Genomic DNA, 20834 nt, shown 5'->3' with positions numbered 1-20834 from the left:
GCAGGGATCAGCCGAGGCGCTGCTTCAGGTTCTCGGTGATGGTCGCCAGGAACTCCTCCGTGGTCTGCCAGGCCTGGTCGGGCCCGACGAGCAGGGCGAGGTCCTTCGTCATCGCCCCGGCCTCGACGGTCTTCACGACGACGTCCTCGAGCGTGGCGGCGAAGTCGATGAGCGCCTGGTTGCCGTCCAGCACACCGCGGTGGTTGAGCCCGCGGGTCCACGCGTAGATCGACGCGATCGGATTGGTCGAGGTGGGCTTGCCCTGCTGGTGCTGGCGGTAGTGCCGGGTCACGGTGCCGTGGGCGGCCTCCGCCTCGACGATCTTCCCGTCCGGCGTGGTCAGCACGCTCGTCATGAGTCCGAGGGAACCGAAGCCCTGGGCCACCGTGTCGGACTGCACGTCGCCGTCGTAGTTCTTGCAGGCCCAGACGTAGCCGCCCTCCCACTTGAGGGAGGAGGCGACCATGTCGTCGATGAGGCGGTGCTCGTAGGTGAGGCCGGCGGCCTCGAAGCGGTCCTTGTACTCCGCGTCGAAGATCTCCTGGAACAGGTCCTTGAAGCGGCCGTCGTAGGCCTTCAGGATCGTGTTCTTCGTCGACAGGTAGACGGGGTAGTTGCGGTCGAGCCCGTAGTTGAAGCTCGCGCGGGCGAAGTCGCGGATCGAGCTGTCGAGGTTGTACATCGCCATCGCGACGCCGCCGCCCGGCGAGTGGAAGACCTCGAAGGACTGGGCCTCGCCGCCGCCCTCGGGCTGGAAGCTGATGGTGAGCGTGCCCTTGCCCTCGAACACGAAGTCGGTGGCGCGGTACTGGTCGCCGAACGCATGACGGCCGATGACGATCGGCTTGTTCCAGCCGGGAACGAGGCGCGGGATGTTCGAGATGACGATGGGCTCGCGGAAGATGACGCCGCCGAGGATGTTGCGGATGGTGCCGTTCGGGCTCCGCCACATCTTCTTCAGGCCGAACTCCTCGACGCGCGCCTCATCCGGCGTGATCGTGGCGCACTTCACGCCGACGCCGTGCTTCTTGATCGCGTTCGCGGCGTCGATCGTGATCTGGTCGTCGGTCTCGTCGCGCTTCTCGATGCCGAGGTCGTAGTACTCGAGGTTCACATCGAGATAGGGGTGGATCAGCGTGTCCTTGATCGACTGCCAGATGATCCGCGTCATCTCGTCGCCGTCGAGCTCGACGACCGTGCCCTCGACCTTGATCTTCTCCACGCTGTTCTCTCCTCGGTTCTCGTACGTCCGCCCGTCGAACGAGTCTGGGTGGACCGCCCGCCATCGTATCGAGGCGCCGATGCGCATTCCTCTGATGGGTGGAACGGGGCATCGCGACCCGTCGGAGGCCCCACTAGCCTGTGCGCATGCCGACGCTCCGACTCGAAGCGCTGAACGCGACCAACATCGTCGCGGCGAACTCCCTGACCCTGAAGCCGGGGCAGGAGGCCTACGCGACGCCCGTCTCGCTCGCCGAGGCCGAACGCACCCTGAACCAGGCGGCCTCGTGGCCGCGGGTCGTGCTCGAGGGCAAGGAGGTCGTCGGGTTCATCAAGGGCAACCTCGATCCCGACGAGCCCCGCGAGGAGTTCCGCTGCTGCGTCTGGTCGATCAACGTGAAGGCGAGCGCGCAGGGGCACGGCGTGGGGCGCTTCGCGATCCACGGCCTGGCGGACGAGGCGCGCAAGCGCGGCTTCACGCGGCTCACCGTCATCTGGGAGCGCGGCGAGGAGGGGCCGGAGGAGTTCTTCCTGCACCTCGGCTTCGAGCCCATCGGGGAGACCCAGTTCGGTGAGGTCATCGGAGCCATGGCCTTGGCCTGATGGCCGTCTTCGAACGCTCCGGGGACTACACCGAGGCGGTGCTCGAGGTGGTCGCGCGGATCCCCGCCGGCCGCGTCATGACGTACGGCGACGTCGCGTGGACCTTCGGGCGCGCCGGCGCGCGGGCGGTCGGCATGGTCATGCGGTACCACGGCTCCGGCCTGCCGTGGTGGCGCGTCGTGAAGGCCGGCGGCCATCCGCCGTCCGGCCTCGAGGCCGAGGCCCGCGCGCACTACGACGCGGAGGGCACGCCCCTGCTCCCGTCGGACTCCCCCGCGGGCTACCGCATCGACCTGCCGCGCGCCCTCTGGACCCACCCCGACCCCTGACGGTCGCCACGTTCTGAACCCTGACGGTTGCCACTTCTTGCGACCTTGGGGCGCCCAAGGTCGCAAAAAGTGGCAACAGTCAAGATCGTCGGGCCGGTCAGACCAGGCTGTCGCGCCAGGCGGCGTGCAGGGTGGCGAAGCGGCCGGTGCCGGCGATCAGCTCGGCAGGCGGCCCGTCCTCGACGATCCGGCCGTGCTCCATGACCAGCACCCGGTCGGCGATCGCGACGGTCGAGAGCCGGTGGGCGATGATCAGCGCGGTCCGGTCGGCGAGCAGCGTCTGCAGAGCCTCCTGCACGAGCCGCTCGCTCGGGATGTCGAGCGACGCGGTCGCCTCGTCGAGGATCAGCACCTCGGGGTCGGCGAGGAACGCCCGCGCGAACGAGATCAGCTGGCGCTGCCCCGCCGAGACGCGGCCGCCGCGCTTGTTCACGTCGGTGTCGTAGCCGCCGGGCAGGCTCCGGATGAAGGAGTCCGCGCCCACCGCCTCGGCAGCCGCGACGATCTCCGCCCGCGAGGCGCCCGGCTTGCCGAGCGCGATGTTGTCGGCGACCGTTCCGGAGAAGAGGTACGCCTCCTGCGTCACCATGACGATCGCGCGGTGCAGGTCGTTGCCCGCGAGGTCGCGCAGGTCGACGCCGTCCAGCGTGATCCGGCCCGCGGACGGGTCGTAGAAGCGGGCGATGAGCTTCGCGAGCGTGGACTTGCCGGCACCGGTCGAGCCGACGAGCGCGATGGTCTGCCCCGCCGGCACGTCGAGGTCGAACAGGGGCAGCACCTCCCGCCCCTCCTTGTACTGGAAGCGCACGTGCTCGAACCGCACCGACCCCGGCCCGGCCGTGCCGGGCTCCCGCGCCGGCCGCGGCAGCGGCACGGGCGAGACCGGCTCGGGCACCGAGGGCCGCTCCTCGAGCACGCCCGACACCTTCTCCAGGGCGGCCGCCGCCGACTGGTAGGAGTTGTAGAACGTGGCGAGGTCCTCCATCGGGTCGAAGAATCGCCGCGCGTAGAGCACCACGGCCAGCAGGACGCCGATCGCCATGCCGCCGGAGGCGACCCGGAAGCCGCCGATGAGCAGCACGACCGCGACCGTGAGGTTGCCGATGAGGGTCAGGCCGGGGTCGAGCACCGCGAACAGGCGGATGGAGCGGGCGTTGATGCGCCGGTAGTTCTCGGCCAGCTCGCCGTACTCGTCGTTGTTGCGGGCCTCCTTCCGGAAGGCCTGCACGGCCCGCATGCCCGTCATCGTCTCGACGAAGTGCACGATCAGCTTCGCCGACGCGACGCGGGACTCACGGAAGACCGCCTCCGACCGGCGCTGGAACCAGCGCAGCAGCAGCGCGAGGGGCAGGAACGAGCAGACGAGCACGAGGCCGCTCGTCGGGTCGACGAGCACGAGGCCGACCGCGGTGAACAGCATGTAGAGCACGCTCATCACGAGCTCGTTCACGCCGCCGTCGAGCAGCTCCCGGATGGAGTCGAGGTCGCTCGTCTGGCGCGAGATGATCCGGCCCGACGTGTAGGCCTCGTGGAACTCGAGGCTCAGCCGCTGCGTCTGCAGGAACACCCGCTTGCGCAGGTCGATGAGGATCGCCTGGGCGACCTGGGCGGTCTGGATCGTGTAGGCGGCGATCAGGGTGCCTGCGAGCACGCCGGCGACGAGGTACAGGGCGACGGAGCCGAGCAGCGGCAGCGCCATCCCCTTCTCGAGCGCGGGCAGGCCGGTGTCGATGCCCCACGCGATCACCGCGGGCCCGAGGGCCTGCAGCGCCGTGCTCACGATGACGAGCCCCATCGTCCAGACGAGGCGCCCGCGCAGCGGCCGCATCAGGCTGCCGAGCAGCCGCACCGAGCGCCGGCGGAGCTGCTTGCGCTCCGCCACGGTGAGGTCCGCGCCGCGTTCCTCCCCCTGGACACCGATCACGGCGGTCATGCGCGCACCTCCGCCCGGTCGGGCTGCGGGCGTTCGTCGAAGCTGGAGATCACGAACCGGTAGCGGTCGCTGCGGGCGAGCAGCTCGGTGTGGGTGCCGACGTCGAGGATCCGCCCCTCCTCGATCAGGGCGACCCGGTCCGCGAGCTGCACGGTCGAGGGCCGGTGGGCCACGATCAGCGCGGTCGTGCGGGTGAGCACACGCCGCAGCGCGGCCTCGACGAGCGCCTCGGTGTCGACGTCGAGCGCCGACAGCGGGTCGTCGAGCACGAGCACCGCGGGGTTCGCCGCGACGGCGCGCGCGAGCGCGAGCCGCTGCCGCTGGCCGCCGGAGAGGCTGAGCCCCTCCTCGCCGATCCTCGTGTCGAGCCCCTCGGGGAGGTCGTACACGAACGAGGCCTGCGCGATCTCGAGGGCCTCGACCAGCGCCTCCTCCCCGGCGTCCGGGCGTCCGAGCAGCACGTTGTCGCGCACGCTCGCGGAGAAGAGGGTCGCATCCTCGAAGGCCATCGCGATGTGGGTGCGGAGCTCCTGCCGGGTGAGGTCGCGGATGTCGACGCCGTCGAGCTTCACGGCGCCGCCGGTGACGTCGTAGAGGCGGCCGGCGAGCTCGACCATGGTGGTCTTGCCGGAACCGGTGAGGCCGACGAGCGCCATCGTCTCGCCGGGCTCGATCGCGAGATCGACACCGTCGAGCAGCGGCCGCGCATCCGGGCCCGTGTCCGGGTAGCCGAAACGCACGCCCTCGAACGTGAGCCGGCCCCGCGCCTCCGTCAGGTGCTTCGGGTGCTCGGGGTCGTGCACCGTGTTCTCGCTGTCGAACACCTCGGAGAGGCGGTCGACCGCCGCTCGGGTGTCGAACAGCATCGACAGCAGGAAGCCGATCGACTCGAGCGGGAAACGCAGCACGGTGGCCGTGGCGAAGAACGCCACGAGGGCGCCGACGGTCATGTTGCCGAGGCTGGCCTGCCACACCCCGGCGAGCAGGCAGAGGGCGAACGCGACGTCGGGCACGAGCAGCAGCCAGAGCCAGATTCCGGCGACGGCCCTGGACTTCTCGATCTCGGTGCCGCGCAGCTCCTCGGCGCGGTTCGCGAACTGCTCGAGGGCGGTGCGGCCGCGACCGAACGCCTTCAGCACGCGGATGCCGTGCACCGACTCCTCGACGAGGGTGGCGAGGTCGCCGGCCTGGTCCTGGCTGCGCCGGGCGACCACGTTGTAGCGCTGCTCGAAGCGGAAGCCGTTGATCCACAGCGGGATCGAGCAGACCGTGAAGATGACCGCGAGCAGCGGGTTCAGGACCAGCAGCACGACGACGCCGATGCCGATCGTGATCACGTTGACGACGAGGTAGACGACGCCGAAGGCGATGAACCGGCGGATGAGGCTGAGGTCGCTCATCGAGCGGGACAGCAGCTGGCCGCTCGGCCAGCGGTCGTGGAAGGCGACCGGCAGGTCCTGCAGCTTCGCGTAGAGCGCGCGGCGCATCCGGGTCTCGACCCCGGTCGCGGGACCGATGATGTAGGTGCGGCGCAGGGCGTAGAGGCCGGCCTCGACCGCGCCGAGCACGGCCACCAGGGCGACCGCGCCGGGCACCGCCGACGGGTCGCCCGTGCTGAGCGGGCCGTCGACGAGGCGCTGCAGCACCTGCGGGATGGCGAGCGAGACGATCGAGGCGGCGAGCGCCATGACCATGGCGATGAGCACGTTCGGGATCGCCGGGCGGGCGAACGGCATCAGCTTGCGCATCGCGGTGATGAGGGATGGGGCGCGCGCCGGCTTGGCCGGTTTCGCGGTTCGAGTCACAGCAGTCCTTCGTATCGGCGCGCACGGTTCCGTGCGTCCGTTCGACGGGATGCGCCGTCGTCGGCGCGGGTGGGGCGGCGCCGGTCGGCGCGGAGAGGGGGTCGGTCCGGGGCGCCGTCAGGCGAGGCGGACCGGCCGGGCGGGGACGGCGTACCCGGAAACGAGAATCGGGTTCATGGCGGCCTCCTACCCCTCGCGACCGGTGCGGCCGGCCGGCACCCCCGAGCGGTCGTGCCGAGGGAGCCTTGCAGTCTATGAGACCGCCGAGCGCACCGGCCAGAACCCGGGGGAACCGCTCAGCATTCCTGCTCAGTGGAAGAAGTGCCGCTCCCCGGTGAGGAGCATGGCGACGCCGGCGGCCTCGACGGCGGCGATCACCTCGGCGTCGCGCACCGATCCGCCGGGCTGCACGATCGCCCGCACCCCGGCGTCGAGCAGCACCTGCGCGCCGTCCGCGAACGGGAAGTAGGCGTCGGAGGCGGCGACCGAGCCGGCCGCCCGCTGCCCTGCGCGGGTGACGGCGAGGTGGCAGGAGTCGACCCGGTTCACCTGGCCCATGCCGATGCCGACGGCGGCGCCGTTGTCGGCGAGCAGGATCGCGTTCGACTTCACCGACCGGCACGCCTTCCAGGCGAAGACGAGGTCCGCGAGCGTCGCCGGATCGACCGGGGCGCCGGTGACCTGCCGCCACGTCGAGGGGTCGAGGGCCGTGAACCGGTCGGGCTCCTGCACGAGCACGCCGCCGGACACCTGCCGGAACTCCGTCGTCGGCAACGCGAAGCCGGCGGGCAGCTTCAGGATGCGGATGTTCTTCTTCGCCGACAGCACCTGGAGCGCCTCGGGCTCGAAGCCGGGCGCCACGATCACCTCGGTGAAGATCTGCGCGACCGCCTCGGCCATCCCGAGCGTGACGGTCCGGTTCGCCGCGATCACCCCGCCGAACGCGGAGACCGGGTCGCAGTCGTTCGCCCGCCGGTGCGCTGCCGCGATCGGATCCGGAGCGCGCGGCGGGGCGACGGCGATCCCGCAGGGGTTCGCGTGCTTCACGACGGCCACCGCCGGCTCGTCGAAGTCGAGCACGGCCCGCACGGCGGCATCCGCGTCGACGTAGTTGTTGTAGCTCATCTCCCGGCCGTGCAGCTGCTGGGCCTGCGCGAGCCCGCGCCCGGCCGGGTCGCGCCAGAGCGAGGCGGACTGGTGGGCGTTCTCGCCGTAGCGCAGCGGGGTGACGGTGAACCGGTAGTCGCCCTCGACGGCCTGCTCGTCCTTCGCCTCGCCGGCTTCGGCCGGCCGGGCGAACCAGTTCGCGATCGCGAGGTCGTAGTCGGCGATGCGGCCGAACGCCGCTGCGGCCAGTGTCCGGCGCTCCGCGAGCGTGGTGCCGCCGGCGCCGAGCGCGGCGACGATTCCGTCGTACTGGGCGACGGAGGTGACGACCGCGACGTTCGCGTGGTTCTTCGCCGCGGCGCGCACGAGGGCGGGGCCGCCGATGTCGATCTGCTCGATCACGGCGGCGTCGGCCGCGCCCGAGGCGACGGTGCGCTCGAAGGGGTAGAGGCTGGAGACGACCAGCTCGAACGGCGCGATGCCGAGGTCGGCGAGCTGCTCGGCGTGCTCGGGGCGGTTCAGGTCGGCGAGCAGGCCGGCGTGGATCGCCGGGTGCAGCGTCTTGACCCGCCCGTCGAGGCTCTCCGGGAACCCGGTGACCTCGGCCACCTCGGTGACGGGGAGGCCGGCGCCCACGAGCGTCGCCGCGGTGGAGCCGGTGGAGACGAGCACGACGCCCGCATCCGCGAGCGCCCTGCCGAGCTCGACGAGGCCCCGCTTGTCGCTGACCGAGAGCAGCGCCCTCGTGATCCGGACGCGGTCCCGCTGCTGGCTCATGCCACCTTCTCCTTCAACTCGATCCGTCCGGTCGCCACGCCCTCGAGCACCTCGGCGAGCAGCCGCCGCTCGACGGGCTTGATCCGGTCGTGCAGCGCGGCCTCGGTGTCCCCCGGCTCGATCCGCACGCGCTCCTGCGCGAGGATCGGCCCGCTGTCGACGCCCCGGTCGACCACGATCACGCTGGCCCCCGTCTCGGCGACCCCGGCGGCGAGCGCGTCGCGCACCGCGTGAGCGCCGGGGAACTCCGGCAGGTAGGCGGGGTGCGTGTTGATCAGCCGGGGCGCGAGCGCGTCGACGACCTTCGGCGGCAGCAGGCGCATCAGGCCCGAGAGCACCACGACGTCGGGCCGCCACTGCGCGAGCTGGGCGAGCAGCGCGTCACCCCACGCCTCGCGGGACGGGTAGGCCGTGTAGGGCACGAGGAAGGACGGGATGCCGTACTCCTCGGCGTGCACGATGCCGGTCGCGTCGCGGTCGGCGCCGACGGCGAGCACCCGGACGGGGAAGGCCGGGTCCGAGCAGCGCTCGAGCAGCGCCCGAAGGTTGGTGCCGCTGCCCGAGATCAGGACGACGACCGCGAGCACCCGGGAAGACTATCGGGGCATCTCCGCCGCCATCGGACGTGCCGGCTCGGCCATCGTGCGGGTCCGGACGACCGCCGCGCCGATCAGCGCACCCAGCCCGACCTCGACGGCGGCGCGCCAGGCGACCTGCAGCGCATCCGGACCCACCTCGGCCAAGCGGCCGGGACCGATCGCGCCGGATGCCGCGAGGGCGAGGAGGCCGAGCACCACGCCCGCGGTCGCGCCGGTCGCGAGGGCCGCGCCGACCAGCCGGCCTGCCCCCGGGCCGGCGTCACCCCGCAGCTTCAGGGCGATCCCCACGGCGAAGCCGGCGAGCACGGGCACGAGCACCCCGGCGAGGCCGAAGCCGCCGACCTGCTGCGGGAGCGCGCCGAGCAGCGGGAGCGAGGGCAGCGGTCCCACGGCCGTGCCCAGCGGCCCGACGGACGAGCCGGCGCCGAGGGCGAACCCGGCGCCCGTGAACCAGGCGGCCGCCCAGACCACCACCGTGGGCAGCAGCGCGATCTGGAGCACCGTGAGCGCGAGGCCGCCCGCGATCCCCGCCGACGACGACTCGTAGAGGCCGACCACGGCGGGCAGGTGCAGCGCGAGCAGCACCGCGACGGCGACGCCCCCGGCGGCGAGCACGGCTGCTGCGGCACCGACCCCGCCGCGGAGCCCCGCGGCGACGGGCCCCCGCCGCGCCGGGCGGCGACCCGGCAGCAGCCCCGCGAGCGCCGCCACCCCGTAGACGAGCAGGGGCAGGAGCAGCGCCTGCGGCGCATCCGGACCGGCGCCGTCGGCTGCGGAGGCGAGCAGCAGCAGGACGGAGGCGGCGAGCACGACCAGCAGCCCGGCGGCGATCGCGAGGCCCGGCACGGCGGTGCGTCCCGCGCGGCGGCCGGCACGGACGCCGGCGAGCACCGTCACGAGGGCGGGGCCGAGCAGCGCCAACGTGACCGTGAACGGCGGCGTGGTCGCCACCGCCACGTCGACCCCGTGCCCGAGGAACCAGACGTCGGCTGCGGCGGTGAGGAACACGGTCCACGCGCCGGTCGCGCCGAGGCCGGCCCACGCCAGCAGCCCCGCGAGCACGAGCACGCCGACGGGGATCGCGACCGCGAGCGCCGCGTCCACGGCGCCCACGAGCGGCGCCGACCAGCGGCCGCGGACGCGATCGGCGGCGTCGGGGAGGGTGTCGATGTCGATCCGGGGAGACTAGAGGAGCCGGGTGGCCAGGCGGAAGCGCAGCGCCGGGGAGGCGTCAGGCCGCGAACACCTCGCGCATCAGCGCGGCGGTCTCGCTCGGCGTGAGGCCGACCTTGACGCCGGCGGCCTCGAGGGCCTCCTTCTTCGCCTGCGCGGTGCCCGCGGAGCCGGAGACGATGGCGCCCGCGTGGCCCATCGTCTTGCCCTCGGGCGCGGTGAACCCGGCCACGTACGCGACGACCGGCTTCGTGACGTGCTCGCGGATGAACTCCGCGGCCCGCTCCTCGGCGTCGCCGCCGATCTCGCCGATCATCACGATCGCCTTGGTCTCGGGGTCGGCCTCGAACGCGGCGAGCGCGTCGATGTGCGTCGTGCCGATGATCGGGTCGCCGCCGATGCCGATGGCGGTCGAGATGCCGATGTCGGCGAGCTCGAACATCATCTGGTAGGTCAGGGTGCCGGACTTGGACACGAGGCCGATCGGGCCGGGGCCGGCGATCGTCGCCGGGATGATGCCGGCGTTCGACTTGCCGGGGCTGATCACGCCGGGGCAGTTCGGGCCGATGATCCGGGTCGCGCCGCCCTTCGACTTCGCGAGCGCCCAGAACTCGGCGGAGTCCTTCACCGGGATGCCCTCGGTGATCACGACGCAGAGCGGGATCCCCGCCTCGACGGCCTCGACGACGGCGGCCTTCGCGAAGGCGGGCGGCACGAAGACGACGCTGGTGTCGGCGCCGGTCTCGGCCATCGCCTCGGCGACCGTGCCGAAGATCGGCAGCGTCGTGCCGCCGATCTCGACGGTGGAGCCGGCCTTTCGCGGGTTCACGCCGCCGACGACCTGCGCGCCGGAGGCGAGCATCCGAGTGGCGTGCTTGGTGCCCTCGGAGCCGGTGAGCCCCTGGACGATGATCTTGGTGTCCGTCCCGATCAGGATCGACATGGGTCCTCGTCCCCTCAGGCCGCAGCCAGCTCGGCGGCCTTCTCGGCCGCTGCGTCCATGGTGTCGACGACGGTGACGAGCGGATGCGCCGCCTCCGCGAGGATGCGGCGCCCCTCCTCGACGTTGTTGCCGTCGAGCCGCACGACGAGCGGCTTGTCGGCCTCGGCGCCGAGGGTCGCCAGCGCGCCGACGATGCCGTTCGCGACCGCGTCGCAGGCGGTGATGCCGCCGAAGACGTTCACGAACACGCTCTTGACCTGCGGGTCGTTCAGGATCACGTCGAGGCCGGCGGCCATCACCTCGGCCGAGGCGCCGCCGCCGATGTCGAGGAAGTTCGCCGGCTTCACGCCGCCGTGCCGCTCGCCCGCGTAGGAGACGACGTCGAGCGTCGACATGACGAGACCGGCGCCGTTGCCGATCACGCCGACCTGGCCGTCGAGCTTCACGTAGTTGAGGTCGTGCTCCTTGGCCTTCGCCTCGAGCGGGTCGACGTCGCCCGCGTCCGCGAGGGCCGCGTGCTCGGGGTGCCGGAACGCGGCGTTGTCGTCGAGGGTCACCTTGCCGTCGAGGGCGATGACCTCGCCCGACTCGGTGAGCACGAGCGGGTTCACCTCGACCAGGGTGGCGTCCTCGTCGCGGTAGACCTGCCAGAGGCGCTCGAACACCGGCGCGACCTTGCCGATCAGCTCCTCGGGGAACCGGGCCGCACGGGCGATGGCCTCGGCCTTCTCGGTCGTGACGCCTTCGATCGGGTCGACCTCGACGCGCGCGAGGGCTTCGGGACGCTCGACGGCGAGCTCCTCGATCTCCATCCCGCCCTCGTAGGAGGCGAGGGAGAGGTAGGAGCGGTTCGCCCGGTCGAGCAGGATCGAGATGTAGAACTCGCGGTCGATGCGGGCGCCGGCGGCGACCATGACCCGCTTCACGACGTGGCCCTTGATGTCGAGGCCGAGGATCGACTTCGCGGCGGCCTCCGCCTCGTCGGCGGAGCGGGCGACCTTCACGCCACCGGCCTTGCCGCGGCCCCCGGTCTTCACCTGCGCCTTGACGACGACGGTGCCGCCGAGCCGCTCAGCGGCCGCGCGCACCTCCTCGGGGGTGTCCGCGACGATGCCCGCGAGCACGGGCACGCCGTAGTGCTCGAACAGGTCGCGCGCCTGGTACTCGAAGAGATCCACCGTGCAGGTCCTCCATCCGGATCCGAACCGGCGAAGAGCCTACCCCCGGGCTCCTGATGCCCTCCCCCGGGTCGGGTGAGGTGCGTTGCCGCGTCAACCTTCGGGCCAATACAGTTCCCTCATGGCGGAGGAGCTCACCCAGGGCGAGGCGTCGACGTGGCGGTTCATCCAGCGCCTCACCGACCTCGCGCAGGGCGTCGTCGAGTCGGAGATCCGGGCGGCGGCCGACCTCTCCACCTCCGAGTTCGACGTGCTGTCGTGCCTGCTCGAGGCGCCGAGCCGGCAGCTGCGCCAGAACGAGCTCGCCGCGCAGCTCGGCTGGGACAAGAGCCGCCTCTCGCATCAGCTCACCCGCATGGAGCACCGTGAGCTCATCGAGCGCCACAAGGCCGGCCGCATCCACGCGGTCACGATGACCCGGCTCGGGCAGCAGAAGTTCGAGCTCGCCGGATCCGCGCACGTCACGGCCGTGCGCGCCCTCCTCGTCGACCACCTCTCGAGCGACGAGCGCGAGGCGCTGCTGCGCACCGCGGGCGTGGAGCCCGACGAGATCGCCGCCCCCGGGGCTCCCGTCGCCCCGGTCGCCGCGACGAAGCCGGCGTCCCCGCAGCGCGTGCTGCGCCCCCGCATCGGCTGACGCCCCCTGCCCGCCCCGCGGGGCGGGCCACTTCGGGCGTTCCGGGCGTCCGATGACACCCATCCGCGCCCGAAACCGCCCGTGGGCCGCGCGCCACGCGCCGCGCCGCGGGGCGGTCAGGCGTCGGGGATGAGGCGCTTGCCGAAGCCCGTCGCGCCGTCCTCCGCCTAGCCGAGGCGCCGGTAGAACGCCGCGACCGGCTCGTTGCCACCCCGGATCTGCACGTTCACCTTCGGTTCCCTCTCGCACGGCCGCCACGCCGCGTCCGCGTCGCGGCGGAACCGGCTCGTGGGGCCCGCCGAGCGCGAGCAGCCGCCGCTCGACCTCGTCGAGCAGCGCGCGCCCGATGCCGGAGCCCTGCAGGGACGGCTCGACCGCGACGTAGTAGACCCAGCCGCGGTGCCCGTCGTACCCCGCCATCGCCGTCGCGACGGCCACGCTGCCGCGCTCGGTGACGAGGAACAGCTCGGGCTGGACGGCGAGCTTCCGCTCGATGTCGCGGTACGGGTCGTTCCACGGGCGGGTGAGTCCGCACCGGCGCCACAGGTCGACGACGGGCTCGGTGTCCTCGTCGCGGAACGGCCGGATGCGGTCCACTCGGGTCAGAGCTTCGTGATCGGCGCGACCTTGATCAGCAGCCGCTTGCGCCCCGCCGTGTCGAAGAGCACCTCGGCGATGCGCTTCGCCGCGACGCCGGTGACCGCCTGCACGCGGCCCTCGCCGAAGTCGTCGTGCCGGATGCGGTCGCCGACGGAGAGCTCGAGCTCCCCGTTGTCGCGCACCTTGCCGCTGACCCGGTTGGTCCACTCGGTCTTCGGCTTCGCCGGTGCCTCGTCGCCGCCGCTGCGCCCCGACCAGGCGAGGCTGCCGGCGACGCGCGTGCCACCCGGGCCCGTCATTCCGGGCGACTGCCGCCACTCGATCAGCTCACCGGGGATCTCGGCGAGGAACCGGCTCGGGGACGACACCGAGGTCTCGCCGTACTGGGACCGCGTCATGGCGAGCGACAGGTGGAGCTTCTCGCGGGCTCGGGTGATGCCGACGTAGAACAGCCGGCGCTCCTCCGCGGGGCCGCCCGGCTCGTTCGCCGACATGCGGTGCGGGAGCAGGTCCTCCTCGACGCCGGTGAGGAACACGGCGCGGAACTCGAGCCCCTTCGCGGTGTGCAGGGTCATCAGCGACACGGTGCCGCTCGAGTCGTCGAGCTCGTCCGCGGCGGCGACGAGCGCCACCTCGGTGAGGAAGTCGATCAGCAGCCCGTCGGGGTTGTTCCGCTGGAACTCCTTCGTGACGGCCAGGAGCTCCTCGATGTTCTCGACGCGGGCCTCGTCCTGCGGGTCGCGGCTGGCCCGCAGGACGTCGACGTAGCCGCTGCGCTTCAGCAGCAGCGCGAGCACGTCGAACACCGGGATCGGCGCCATCCCCTCCTCCGGCGGCACGGTGAGCACGGTCGCCTCGTCGAGCAGGTCGGACAGGTCGGTGATCGCCTTCGTCACCTTCGGCCCGAGACCGAGCGCGCCCGCGTGGCGCAACGCCTCGCGGAAGACCATGCCGTTGCGCTCGGCGTACGCGGCCAGCTGCGTCTCGGTGGCCGGACCGATTCCGCGCTTCGGGGTGTTCAGGATGCGACGCACCGCGAGCGAGTCCGCCGGGTTCGCGACGGCGATCAGATACGCCATCGCGTCCTTGATCTCGGCGCGCTCGTAGAACTTCGTGCCGCCGAGGATCCGGTACGGCACGGCCGAGCGGATGAGGATCTCCTCCAGCGCTCTGGTCTGGGCGTTGGTCCTGTAGAAGACCGCGATGTCGCGGTACTCCATCCCTTCCCGATGCAGCTGCTCGATCTCGTCGGCGACGAACTGCGCCTCGTCGTGGCCCGAGTACCCGGTGAAGCCGACGATCTTCGAGCCGGCGCCGTCGACGGTGAAGAGGTTCTTCGGCTTGCGATCGAAGTTGTTCGAGATCACCGCGTTCGCGGCGTCGAGGATCGTCTGCGTCGACCGGTAGTTCTGCTCGAGCAGCACGACCTTGGCCTCGGGGTAGTCGTGCTCGAACTCGACGATGTTGCGGATGTCCGCGCCGCGGAACGCGTAGATCGACTGGTCCGAGTCGCCGACGACGGTGAGCGAGGCGGGCGGCAGGGCGCCGGCCGGCCGGGTGAGCTCACGGATCAGGGAGTACTGGGCGTGGTTCGTGTCCTGGTACTCGTCGACCATGATGTGCCGGAACCGCCGCTGGTAGAGCTCCGCGATGTGCGGGAACGCCCGGAACAGGTAGACGGTCTGGGCGATCAGGTCGTCGAAGTCGAACGCGTTGGCGGCGGTGAGCGTGCGGGTGTACTGCCGGAAGATCTCGAGGAACGTCGCCTCCTGCGGATCCGACAGGTTCGCCTGCCGGGCGAAGGTGTCGACGTCGACGAGCTCGTTCTTCAGCTTCGAGATCTTCGCGGCGACGTTCGCGACGGAGAAGCCGAGCACGTCGGCCTCGAGCTCCTTGATGATCCGCTTGATGAGTGCCCGGCTGTCGCCGGAGTCGTAGATCGTGAAGCCGCGGGCGTAGCCGAAGATCTCGGCCTCGCGCCGCAGGATCCGCACGCACGCGGAGTGGAACGTGGAGATCCACATGCCGTCCGAGCTCTGCTGCCCCACGAGCGCACGGACGCGCTCGCGCATCTCCCCGGCGGCCTTGTTCGTGAAGGTGATCGCGAGGATCTGGCTCGGCCACGCCTCCCGCGACTCGAGCAGGCTCGCGATGCGGTGGGTGAGCACCCGGGTCTTGCCCGATCCGGCGCCCGCGACGATGAGCAGCGCCGGCCCGCGGTGGAGCACCGCCTCACGCTGCTGCGGGTTCAGCCCCTCGAGCAGCGCCGAGGAGGTTTCGACGAGCTGCGCCATGGGAGTCGATGTTAGGCGCGGGCACCGACGGGCTCTGCCCGGCCGAGCGCCGCCCTGGCGAGGTCGGGGTGGTCGGCGAAGACCCCTGCGATGCCGGATGCGGCGAGCCGCCGCCAGTAGGCGGCGTAACGCCCGAAGCGGCCGGGACCGCCGACGCTCCAGTACCCGGCGGGCAGGAAGCAGTTCTCCGGTCGAAGGGTCCAGGTCCACACGTCCAGGCCCCTGGCCGCGGCCCGCTCGACGAGCTCCGATCGCACGAGCGGCGTGCGCACGCTGATGCCGGCCAGTCCCTCGAAGCGCCCGAGATCCCGCAGCTCTTCACGGAAGCCGACCACCGCGTCGGGCGCCACGCGCTGGCCGCCGAGCAGCCGGACGAGCGGATGCGCGAAGCGCCGCTCGGCGAGCGAGCGCAGCGCGCCCTGCTCGAAGGACTCGACGGTGATGGCGGGCAGCGCATCCGTCCGGTCGACCGCGGCCAGCAGCAGCTCGTCGAGCGGGAGGCCGAGGGCGGCGGAACGGGCCGCGTGCTTCAGCTCGATCACGAGCCGGATGTGCGCGGCCGCCGTGACGGCGAGCGCGTCGGAGAGCCTCAGCAGCCCGTCGCGCCCGTCGAACGCGGCGCCCGCCGGCCGCAGCCGGGGCAGCCGCTCGCGTGCGGTGAGGGTCGCGAGCTCGGCCCAGGTGAAGTCCTCGGCGAACCAGCCTCGGAGCGTGCGGCCGTCGACGTCCTTCGCGCTCCGGCGGGACGCGAACTCGGGCCGCGAGGCGACATCCGTGGTGCCGGACAGCTCCGGCTCGTGCCGCACGACGAGCTCGCCGTCCTTCGAGGCGACCACGTCGACCTCGATCGCGTCGGCGCCCTGCTCGACGGCGAGCCGGAACGCGTCGAGGGTGTGCTCGGGCCGGTAGCCGGACGCGCCGCGATGCGCGATCACGAGCGGCGACACCGGCGTCATGCGCTCAGGCTAGATGCCGCCCCGCGCCTCCCGGGTGAGTCGCGGGGCGGCTTGTAGCGTGTGCGGATGATGCCGCGGTTCGTGCTCAGGGGGCTCCCCGCGCCCGAGCCGACCTCGCGGTTGGCGCTGACCTGGGGCGACTACCGCGGCCGGTACGTCGTCGGCGTCGCGCTGCTCATCGCCGGGGCCGCGCTGGTGTCGCAGACGACGGCGGTCACCCTGTCGCTCGGCCTGCTCGGATCGGCGGTGCATCTCGCCGGCTGGGCCGTGCAGCCGGGGCGCCCGCTCGCCCGCGCCGCGGTGGCGGTGCCGTCGCTGATCTTCTGCTGGTGCACGATCACCGGGCCGAAGACGATGTGGCTGCTGGCGTTCGTGCTGCCGTGCTGGTTGCTCGTGCGCCGCAGGCCGCCCATGGCCTACTGGACGCTCGTGCTGCCGCTCGGCCTCGGCCTGATGCTCGCATCCCTGTTCTCCCACGTGTCCGACAAGACGATGACGTTCTGGACCGTGGTCGTCGGCGTCGTGGCCGGCGCATGGCTCGCCCGCGAGTACGCGCTGCGCGTCCGCCTGGTCCATAGGGATCGCATAGGCCCGCCACCCGCGATGAGCTCCGACACGCCGTAAAATGAGCAGTTCACCGATGGGCAACTCGCCCGTCGGCCCTCTCGAAACAGAAGGAACCATGGCGAATCCCGCCCTCTCCAACAACCCGGCGTTCCGCAACAACGCCCCGGTCAGCGCGGCCACGCTCGAGGAGCTCTACGAGCGCCCCTCGGCGACCCCGGCCGAGACGAACCGGATGACCTACGAGGACACCTCGGTCAAGACCGTCGTGCTCTTCGCGGTGCTGCTCGCCACGAGCGCCGTCGGATGGTTCGTGCCCGGCCTCGCGATCGTCGGCGCCCTCATCGGCTTCGTGCTCGCGATGGTGAACACGTTCAAGCGGCAGCCGTCCGTGCCGCTGATCGTCGGCTACGCGGCCTTCGAGGGCCTCTTCATCGGTGGCATCACCGCGATCTTCGAGCGGGCCTACCCCGGCGTGGCCATCCAGGCCGTGCTGGCGACGCTCGTGACCGTCGGCGTGACCCTCGCGCTCTTCGCGAGCGGCAAGATCCGCGCCTCCGCCCGCGCGACCAAGATCTTCCTCATCGCGATGGTCGGCTACCTCGTGTTCCGCCTCATCGAGGCCGGCATCATGCTCTTCGCCGGCCCGAGCTCGCCGTTCGGTCTCTCGAGCGACGTGAAGGTCGCCGGCATCCCGCTCGGCGTCATCGTCGGCCTGCTGGCCGTCGTGCTCGCCGCCTACTCGCTGGTGCTCGACTTCGACCAGATCCAGCAGGGCGTGCGCCGCGGGCTCCCCGCGAAGTACGGCTGGACCGGCGCCTTCGGCCTCATGGTCACGATCGTGTGGCTGTACGTCGAGTTCCTGCGCATCTTCGCGCTGCTGAGCCGCCGCTAGGCCGCACCGCCACCGCACGAAGGAGGGTGCCCGTCCGACCAGGACGGGCACCCTCCTCGCATCTGTGCGCGTACTCGTGAAGCGCCCGCACGGTCGGCCGACGGCGCAGCTGCGTCGCTTCTGTCGTCCGGGCGGCGCTTTTGATCGATCCGACTCGCCGATGCCCAGGAAATACGGGGCGGATGGGGAGCGCCATCTACCGTGGCCCGGTCCCGTCCGCCGCTCGCCCAGGAGGAAGCCTTCGTGCTCGCCATGGTCATGCGTCCGATCGCCCGAGCGCTCCTCGGCCGGGTGCAGTCCGAGCTGGACTCCGTGCCGCATCCGGTCGACCCGCCGCAGTACCACGCCCAGGGGCCCGACCCGGATCGGGTGCTGATCTTCGGCAACGGGCCGGCGATCGGCTTCGGCGTCCGCACGCAGGAGCTGGCGCTGCCGGGCCAGGTCGGCCGGCGGCTCGTGGCGGTCACCGGCCGGGGCGTCGACGTGGACCTCGTCGCGCGGCGCCGCACCCCGATCGAGGCGGCGGTGCCGCTTCTCGGCACGCTGCGGCTCGACCGCTACGACGGCGTCGTGCTCGTCGTCGGGGCGACCGACGCGGCCGCGTTCCTGCCGCTGCGGCGCTGGCGGTCGGCCATGTCGGCGATGCTCGCCGAGCTCACCCGGGCCACCTCGCCCGTGACCCCGATCGTCGTCCTCGGCATCCACAGCCTGCGCCGGTCCGCGCTGACCGCCGGGGTGCTCGGCGACCTGGTCGATCGGCACGCGCGCCGGCTCAACGCGATCACCCGGGCGCTCTGCGAGGCGGATCCGCGCCTGACCTTCATCGAGCGCGACGACGTGCGGGGCGAGACGGTGCGGTACCAGTCGGCCGAGGCCTTCGCCCTGCTCGCCGAGATGATCGCGCCCGCACTCGTGCCGGGGCTCGCCCGCGCCGCGCGGTCCCCGGAGGGCCCCCGCGCCGTCCGGAAGCGACCCGACCCGGAGCAGGGACGGCAAGCGGCCGTCGAGGCGCTCGGGCTGCTCGACTCGGCCCCGGAGGAACGCTTCGACCGCCTGGTGCGGATGGCCCGGACCACGTTCGGCACGGCGTCCGCCGCGGTCTCGCTCCTCGACCACGACCGCTGGTGGGCGAAGTCCGTGGCCGGCCCCGTGGCGGCGCTGCCCGGCGCGCTGCCGCTGGAGCAGCCGCGGGGCAGGACGCTCTGCGACCGCACCGTGCGCAGCGACGAGGTGCTCGTGATCGGCGACCTGGCGCTCGACCCGGAGGTGCATCCGGACCTCGTCGCCGCGGGGTTCCGCTTCTACGCCGGCGCACCGATCGAGTCGCCGGACGGCTACCGGGTCGGGGCGCTGTGCGTGCTCGACACGGAGCCGAGGCGCGCCGAGGACGTGGATCGTGCGGTGCTGCACCAGCTCGCCCTGCGCGTGCAGCGCGAGCTGTGGGCGTCGCAGCCCGAGCTCACCGCACCCGCCTCGACCCGCTGAGCGCCGGCGGTCAACGGGCGGATTCGGACACGAATGGGCGTCATCGGACGCCCATTCCGCCCGAAGTCGCCCGTCGGGCGGTCACTCCCACTCGATCGTTCCGGGGGGCTTGCTCGTCACATCGAGCACCACCCGGTTCACGCCCGCGACCTCGTTCGTGATCCGGTTCGACACCCGAGCGAGCAGGTCGTAGGGCAGCCGCGTCCAGTCCGCGGTCATCGCGTCCTCGCTCGACACCGGCCGCAGCACGATCGGATGCCCGTACGTGCGCCCGTCGCCCTGCACGCCGACGCTCCGCACATCCGCGAGCAGCACCACCGGGCACTGCCAGATCTCGTCGTCGAGGCCCGCGGCCGACAGCTCCTCGCGCACGATCGCATCCGCCCGCCGGAGGGTCGCGAGCCGGTCCGACGTGACGGCGCCGACGATGCGGATCGCCAGCCCGGGGCCGGGGAACGGCTGCCGTCCGACGATCGCCTCAGGCAGCCCCAGCTGCCGGCCGATCTCGCGCACCTCGTCCTTGAACAGGGTGCGCAGCGGCTCGACGAGCTCGAACTGCAGGTCCTCCGGCAAGCCGCCGACGTTGTGGTGGCTCTTGATGTTCGCGGTGCCGCTGCCGCCGCCGGACTCCACGACGTCGGGGTAGAGCGTGCCCTGGACGAGGAAGCGCACCGTCTCCCCCGCCTCGGCCGCCTCCTGGACGACGTCGGCCGCGGCGCGCTCGAACGCGCGGATGAACTCGCGCCCGATCGTCTTCCGCTTCGTCTCCGGGTCGGACACCCCGTCGAGCTCCCCCAGGAACCGCTCGGCCGCATCCACCGTGACGAGGCGCACGCCGGTCGCGGCGACGAAGTCGCGCTCCACCTGCTCGGCCTCGCCCTCCCGCAGCAGGCCGTGGTCCACGAACACGCAGGTGAGCCGCTCCCCGACCGCGCGCTGCACGAGCGCGGCCGCGACCGCCGAGTCGACGCCGCCGGACAGGCCGCAGATGACCCGGGCGTCGCCGACCTGCGCGCGGATCCGCTCCACCTGCTCGGCGATCACGTTGCCGGCGTTCCAGTCCGCGGCGATCCCCGCCCGGTCGTGCAGGAAGTTCTCGAGCACCCGCTGCCCGTAGGCGGAGTGCTTCACCTCGGGGTGCCACTGCACGCCGTAGAGGCGACGCTCGTCGCTCGCGAACGCGGCGACCGGCGTGGACTCGCTGCTCGCGAGCACGCGGAAGCCGTCCGGCGCCTCCGCGACCGAGTCGCCGTGGCTCATCCAGACCGTCTGCTCCGCCGGCACGCCGCCGAGGAGCCCGTCGCCGCCGCCGTCCGCGACCCGCACGGGCGTCGAGCCGTACTCGCGCCGCCCGGTGTGCGCGACCCGGCCGCCGAGCTGCTGCGCCATCACCTGGAAGCCGTAGCAGATGCCGAGCACCGGCACCCCGAGCTCGAGGATGCCGGGGTCGAGGGCCGGTGCTCCCGGCTCGTAGACGCTCGACGGGCCCCCGGACAGCACGATCCCGGCCGGGGCCCGGCGGGCGATCTCCGCCGCGGTCACGTCGTGGGACACGATCTCCGAGTAGACGCCGGCCTCGCGCACGCGGCGGGCGATGAGCTGGGCGTACTGGGCGCCGAAGTCCACGACGAGGACCGGATGCGCCTCGGCGCTCTCCGCGGCTCCCGGATCGGCGCCGGTCGAGGTCGGATTCGGTCGGGGGGCGTCCGTCACTCCAGGAAGTCTAGAGCGGCGC

Annotated in this window: 17 protein-coding genes and 1 pseudogene; 6 read left to right on the top strand and 12 right to left on the bottom strand. The window is 72.4% G+C overall.

Annotated features, from left to right (window positions below):
* Window positions 1–7: 7 nt before the first annotated feature.
* Complete coding sequence (locus VIG76_RS08010) at window positions 8–1222, bottom strand: NADP-dependent isocitrate dehydrogenase (RefSeq protein ID WP_331952900.1); 1215 nt, start codon at window positions 1220–1222, stop codon at window positions 8–10.
* A 146-nt stretch (window positions 1223–1368) separates the two neighbouring features.
* Between VIG76_RS08010 and VIG76_RS08005 the strand changes: the two genes are divergently transcribed.
* The gene (locus tag VIG76_RS08005) at window positions 1369–1824 is read left to right on the top strand and encodes a GNAT family N-acetyltransferase (RefSeq protein ID WP_331952898.1); all 456 of its coding nucleotides are present in this window, start codon (window positions 1369–1371) and stop codon (window positions 1822–1824) included.
* Window positions 1824–2153, top strand: coding sequence for an MGMT family protein (locus VIG76_RS08000; RefSeq protein WP_331952896.1), 330 nt, complete (start codon window positions 1824–1826; stop codon window positions 2151–2153). Before VIG76_RS08005 ends, VIG76_RS08000 begins: the two co-directional genes overlap by 1 nt.
* Window positions 2154–2250: 97 nt before the next feature.
* Here the strand turns inward: VIG76_RS08000 and VIG76_RS07995 are convergent, their stop codons facing one another.
* The 7 genes from VIG76_RS07995 to sucC form a co-directional block, all read right to left on the bottom strand.
* Window positions 2251–4086, bottom strand: a complete 1836-nt coding sequence (locus VIG76_RS07995; RefSeq protein ID WP_331952894.1) for an ABC transporter ATP-binding protein — start codon at window positions 4084–4086, stop codon at window positions 2251–2253.
* A complete protein-coding gene (locus tag VIG76_RS07990) occupies window positions 4083–5834 on the bottom strand; it encodes an ABC transporter ATP-binding protein (RefSeq protein WP_331953005.1) in 1752 nt (583 codons plus the stop codon). Before VIG76_RS07990 ends, VIG76_RS07995 begins: the two co-directional genes overlap by 4 nt.
* Before the next feature lie 366 nt (window positions 5835–6200).
* Window positions 6201–7775 carry a bifunctional phosphoribosylaminoimidazolecarboxamide formyltransferase/IMP cyclohydrolase gene (purH, locus tag VIG76_RS07985; protein WP_331952892.1) on the bottom strand — a complete coding sequence of 525 codons (1575 nt, stop codon included), beginning with the start codon at window positions 7773–7775 and terminating at the stop codon, window positions 6201–6203.
* The gene (gene purN / locus VIG76_RS07980) at window positions 7772–8362 is read right to left on the bottom strand and encodes a phosphoribosylglycinamide formyltransferase (protein ID WP_331952890.1); all 591 of its coding nucleotides are present in this window, start codon (window positions 8360–8362) and stop codon (window positions 7772–7774) included. The genes purH and purN overlap by 4 nt, the downstream gene beginning before the upstream one ends.
* Window positions 8363–8371: 9 nt before the next feature.
* Window positions 8372–9487, bottom strand: coding sequence for a cell division protein PerM (locus tag VIG76_RS07975; protein WP_331952888.1), 1116 nt, complete (start codon window positions 9485–9487; stop codon window positions 8372–8374).
* Window positions 9488–9605: 118 nt separating this feature from the next.
* On the bottom strand, window positions 9606–10490 hold the full coding sequence (sucD, locus tag VIG76_RS07970; protein ID WP_331952886.1) for a succinate--CoA ligase subunit alpha: 885 nt from the start codon (window positions 10488–10490) through the stop codon (window positions 9606–9608).
* A 14-nt stretch (window positions 10491–10504) separates the two neighbouring features.
* Entirely contained in the window at window positions 10505–11668 is a 1164-nt protein-coding gene (gene sucC, locus VIG76_RS07965) for an ADP-forming succinate--CoA ligase subunit beta (protein ID WP_331952884.1), read from the bottom strand.
* Between the two features lie 121 nt (window positions 11669–11789).
* Here sucC and VIG76_RS07960 point away from each other — a divergent pair, with 121 nt between their 5' ends.
* Window positions 11790–12305, top strand: a complete 516-nt coding sequence (locus VIG76_RS07960) for a MarR family winged helix-turn-helix transcriptional regulator (protein ID WP_331952882.1) — start codon at window positions 11790–11792, stop codon at window positions 12303–12305.
* A 351-nt stretch (window positions 12306–12656) separates the two neighbouring features.
* Here the strand turns inward: VIG76_RS07960 and VIG76_RS07955 are convergent.
* The 3 genes and pseudogenes from VIG76_RS07955 to VIG76_RS07945 all read right to left on the bottom strand — a co-directional run.
* Window positions 12657–12902: pseudogene (locus VIG76_RS07955) on the bottom strand (GNAT family N-acetyltransferase); the annotation flags it as partial.
* A gap of 5 nt (window positions 12903–12907) precedes the next feature.
* On the bottom strand, window positions 12908–15199 hold the full coding sequence (locus VIG76_RS07950; protein WP_331952880.1) for an ATP-dependent helicase: 2292 nt from the start codon (window positions 15197–15199) through the stop codon (window positions 12908–12910).
* Between the two features lie 11 nt (window positions 15200–15210).
* Window positions 15211–16155: a glycerophosphodiester phosphodiesterase family protein gene (locus VIG76_RS07945; RefSeq protein ID WP_331952878.1), complete on the bottom strand. Its 945-nt coding sequence runs from the start codon at window positions 16153–16155 to the stop codon at window positions 15211–15213.
* Between the two features lie 66 nt (window positions 16156–16221).
* Between VIG76_RS07945 and VIG76_RS07940 the strand changes: the two genes are divergently transcribed.
* The 3 genes from VIG76_RS07940 to VIG76_RS07930 all read left to right on the top strand — a co-directional run bounded on the left by VIG76_RS07940 (window position 16222) and on the right by VIG76_RS07930 (window position 19099).
* A complete protein-coding gene (locus VIG76_RS07940; RefSeq protein WP_331952876.1) occupies window positions 16222–16779 on the top strand; it encodes a hypothetical protein in 558 nt (185 codons plus the stop codon).
* 58 nt (window positions 16780–16837) lie between these two features.
* Complete coding sequence (locus VIG76_RS07935) at window positions 16838–17614, top strand: Bax inhibitor-1/YccA family protein (RefSeq protein ID WP_331952874.1); 777 nt, start codon at window positions 16838–16840, stop codon at window positions 17612–17614.
* A 252-nt stretch (window positions 17615–17866) separates the two neighbouring features.
* The gene (locus VIG76_RS07930) at window positions 17867–19099 is read left to right on the top strand and encodes a GAF domain-containing protein (RefSeq protein ID WP_331953003.1); all 1233 of its coding nucleotides are present in this window, start codon (window positions 17867–17869) and stop codon (window positions 19097–19099) included.
* 81 nt (window positions 19100–19180) lie between these two features.
* Here VIG76_RS07930 and guaA read toward each other — a convergent pair whose 3' ends face one another.
* Entirely contained in the window at window positions 19181–20812 is a 1632-nt protein-coding gene (gene guaA / locus VIG76_RS07925; protein WP_331952872.1) for a glutamine-hydrolyzing GMP synthase, read from the bottom strand.
* Window positions 20813–20834: the final 22 nt, after the last annotated feature.

This window comes from Amnibacterium sp. (genome assembly GCF_036559085.1).
GTDB lineage: Bacteria > Actinomycetota > Actinomycetes > Actinomycetales > Microbacteriaceae > Amnibacterium.
Note: the sequence above shows the minus strand (reverse complement) of the source record. Positions and strands in the feature narration are given on the sequence as shown.

What these genes read in the sequence shown, in the direction of transcription:
- VIG76_RS07995 (WP_331952894.1), bottom strand. Translation starts at nt 4,086, where the DNA reads ATGACCGCCGTGATCGGTGTCCAGGGGGAGGAACGCGGCGCGGACCTC.
- VIG76_RS08005 (WP_331952898.1), top strand. Translation starts at nt 1,369, where the DNA reads ATGCCGACGCTCCGACTCGAAGCGCTGAACGCGACCAACATCGTCGCG.
- VIG76_RS07950 (WP_331952880.1), bottom strand. Translation starts at nt 15,199, where the DNA reads ATGGCGCAGCTCGTCGAAACCTCCTCGGCGCTGCTCGAGGGGCTGAAC.
- VIG76_RS07990 (WP_331953005.1), bottom strand. Translation starts at nt 5,834, where the DNA reads ATGCGCAAGCTGATGCCGTTCGCCCGCCCGGCGATCCCGAACGTGCTC.
- VIG76_RS07945 (WP_331952878.1), bottom strand. Translation starts at nt 16,155, where the DNA reads ATGACGCCGGTGTCGCCGCTCGTGATCGCGCATCGCGGCGCGTCCGGC.
- VIG76_RS07935 (WP_331952874.1), top strand. Translation starts at nt 16,838, where the DNA reads ATGGCGAATCCCGCCCTCTCCAACAACCCGGCGTTCCGCAACAACGCC.
- VIG76_RS08000 (WP_331952896.1), top strand. Translation starts at nt 1,824, where the DNA reads ATGGCCGTCTTCGAACGCTCCGGGGACTACACCGAGGCGGTGCTCGAG.
- sucD (WP_331952886.1), bottom strand. Translation starts at nt 10,490, where the DNA reads ATGTCGATCCTGATCGGGACGGACACCAAGATCATCGTCCAGGGGCTC.
- VIG76_RS07960 (WP_331952882.1), top strand. Translation starts at nt 11,790, where the DNA reads ATGGCGGAGGAGCTCACCCAGGGCGAGGCGTCGACGTGGCGGTTCATC.
- purH (WP_331952892.1), bottom strand. Translation starts at nt 7,775, where the DNA reads ATGAGCCAGCAGCGGGACCGCGTCCGGATCACGAGGGCGCTGCTCTCG.
- VIG76_RS07930 (WP_331953003.1), top strand. Translation starts at nt 17,867, where the DNA reads ATGGTCATGCGTCCGATCGCCCGAGCGCTCCTCGGCCGGGTGCAGTCC.
- VIG76_RS07940 (WP_331952876.1), top strand. Translation starts at nt 16,222, where the DNA reads ATGATGCCGCGGTTCGTGCTCAGGGGGCTCCCCGCGCCCGAGCCGACC.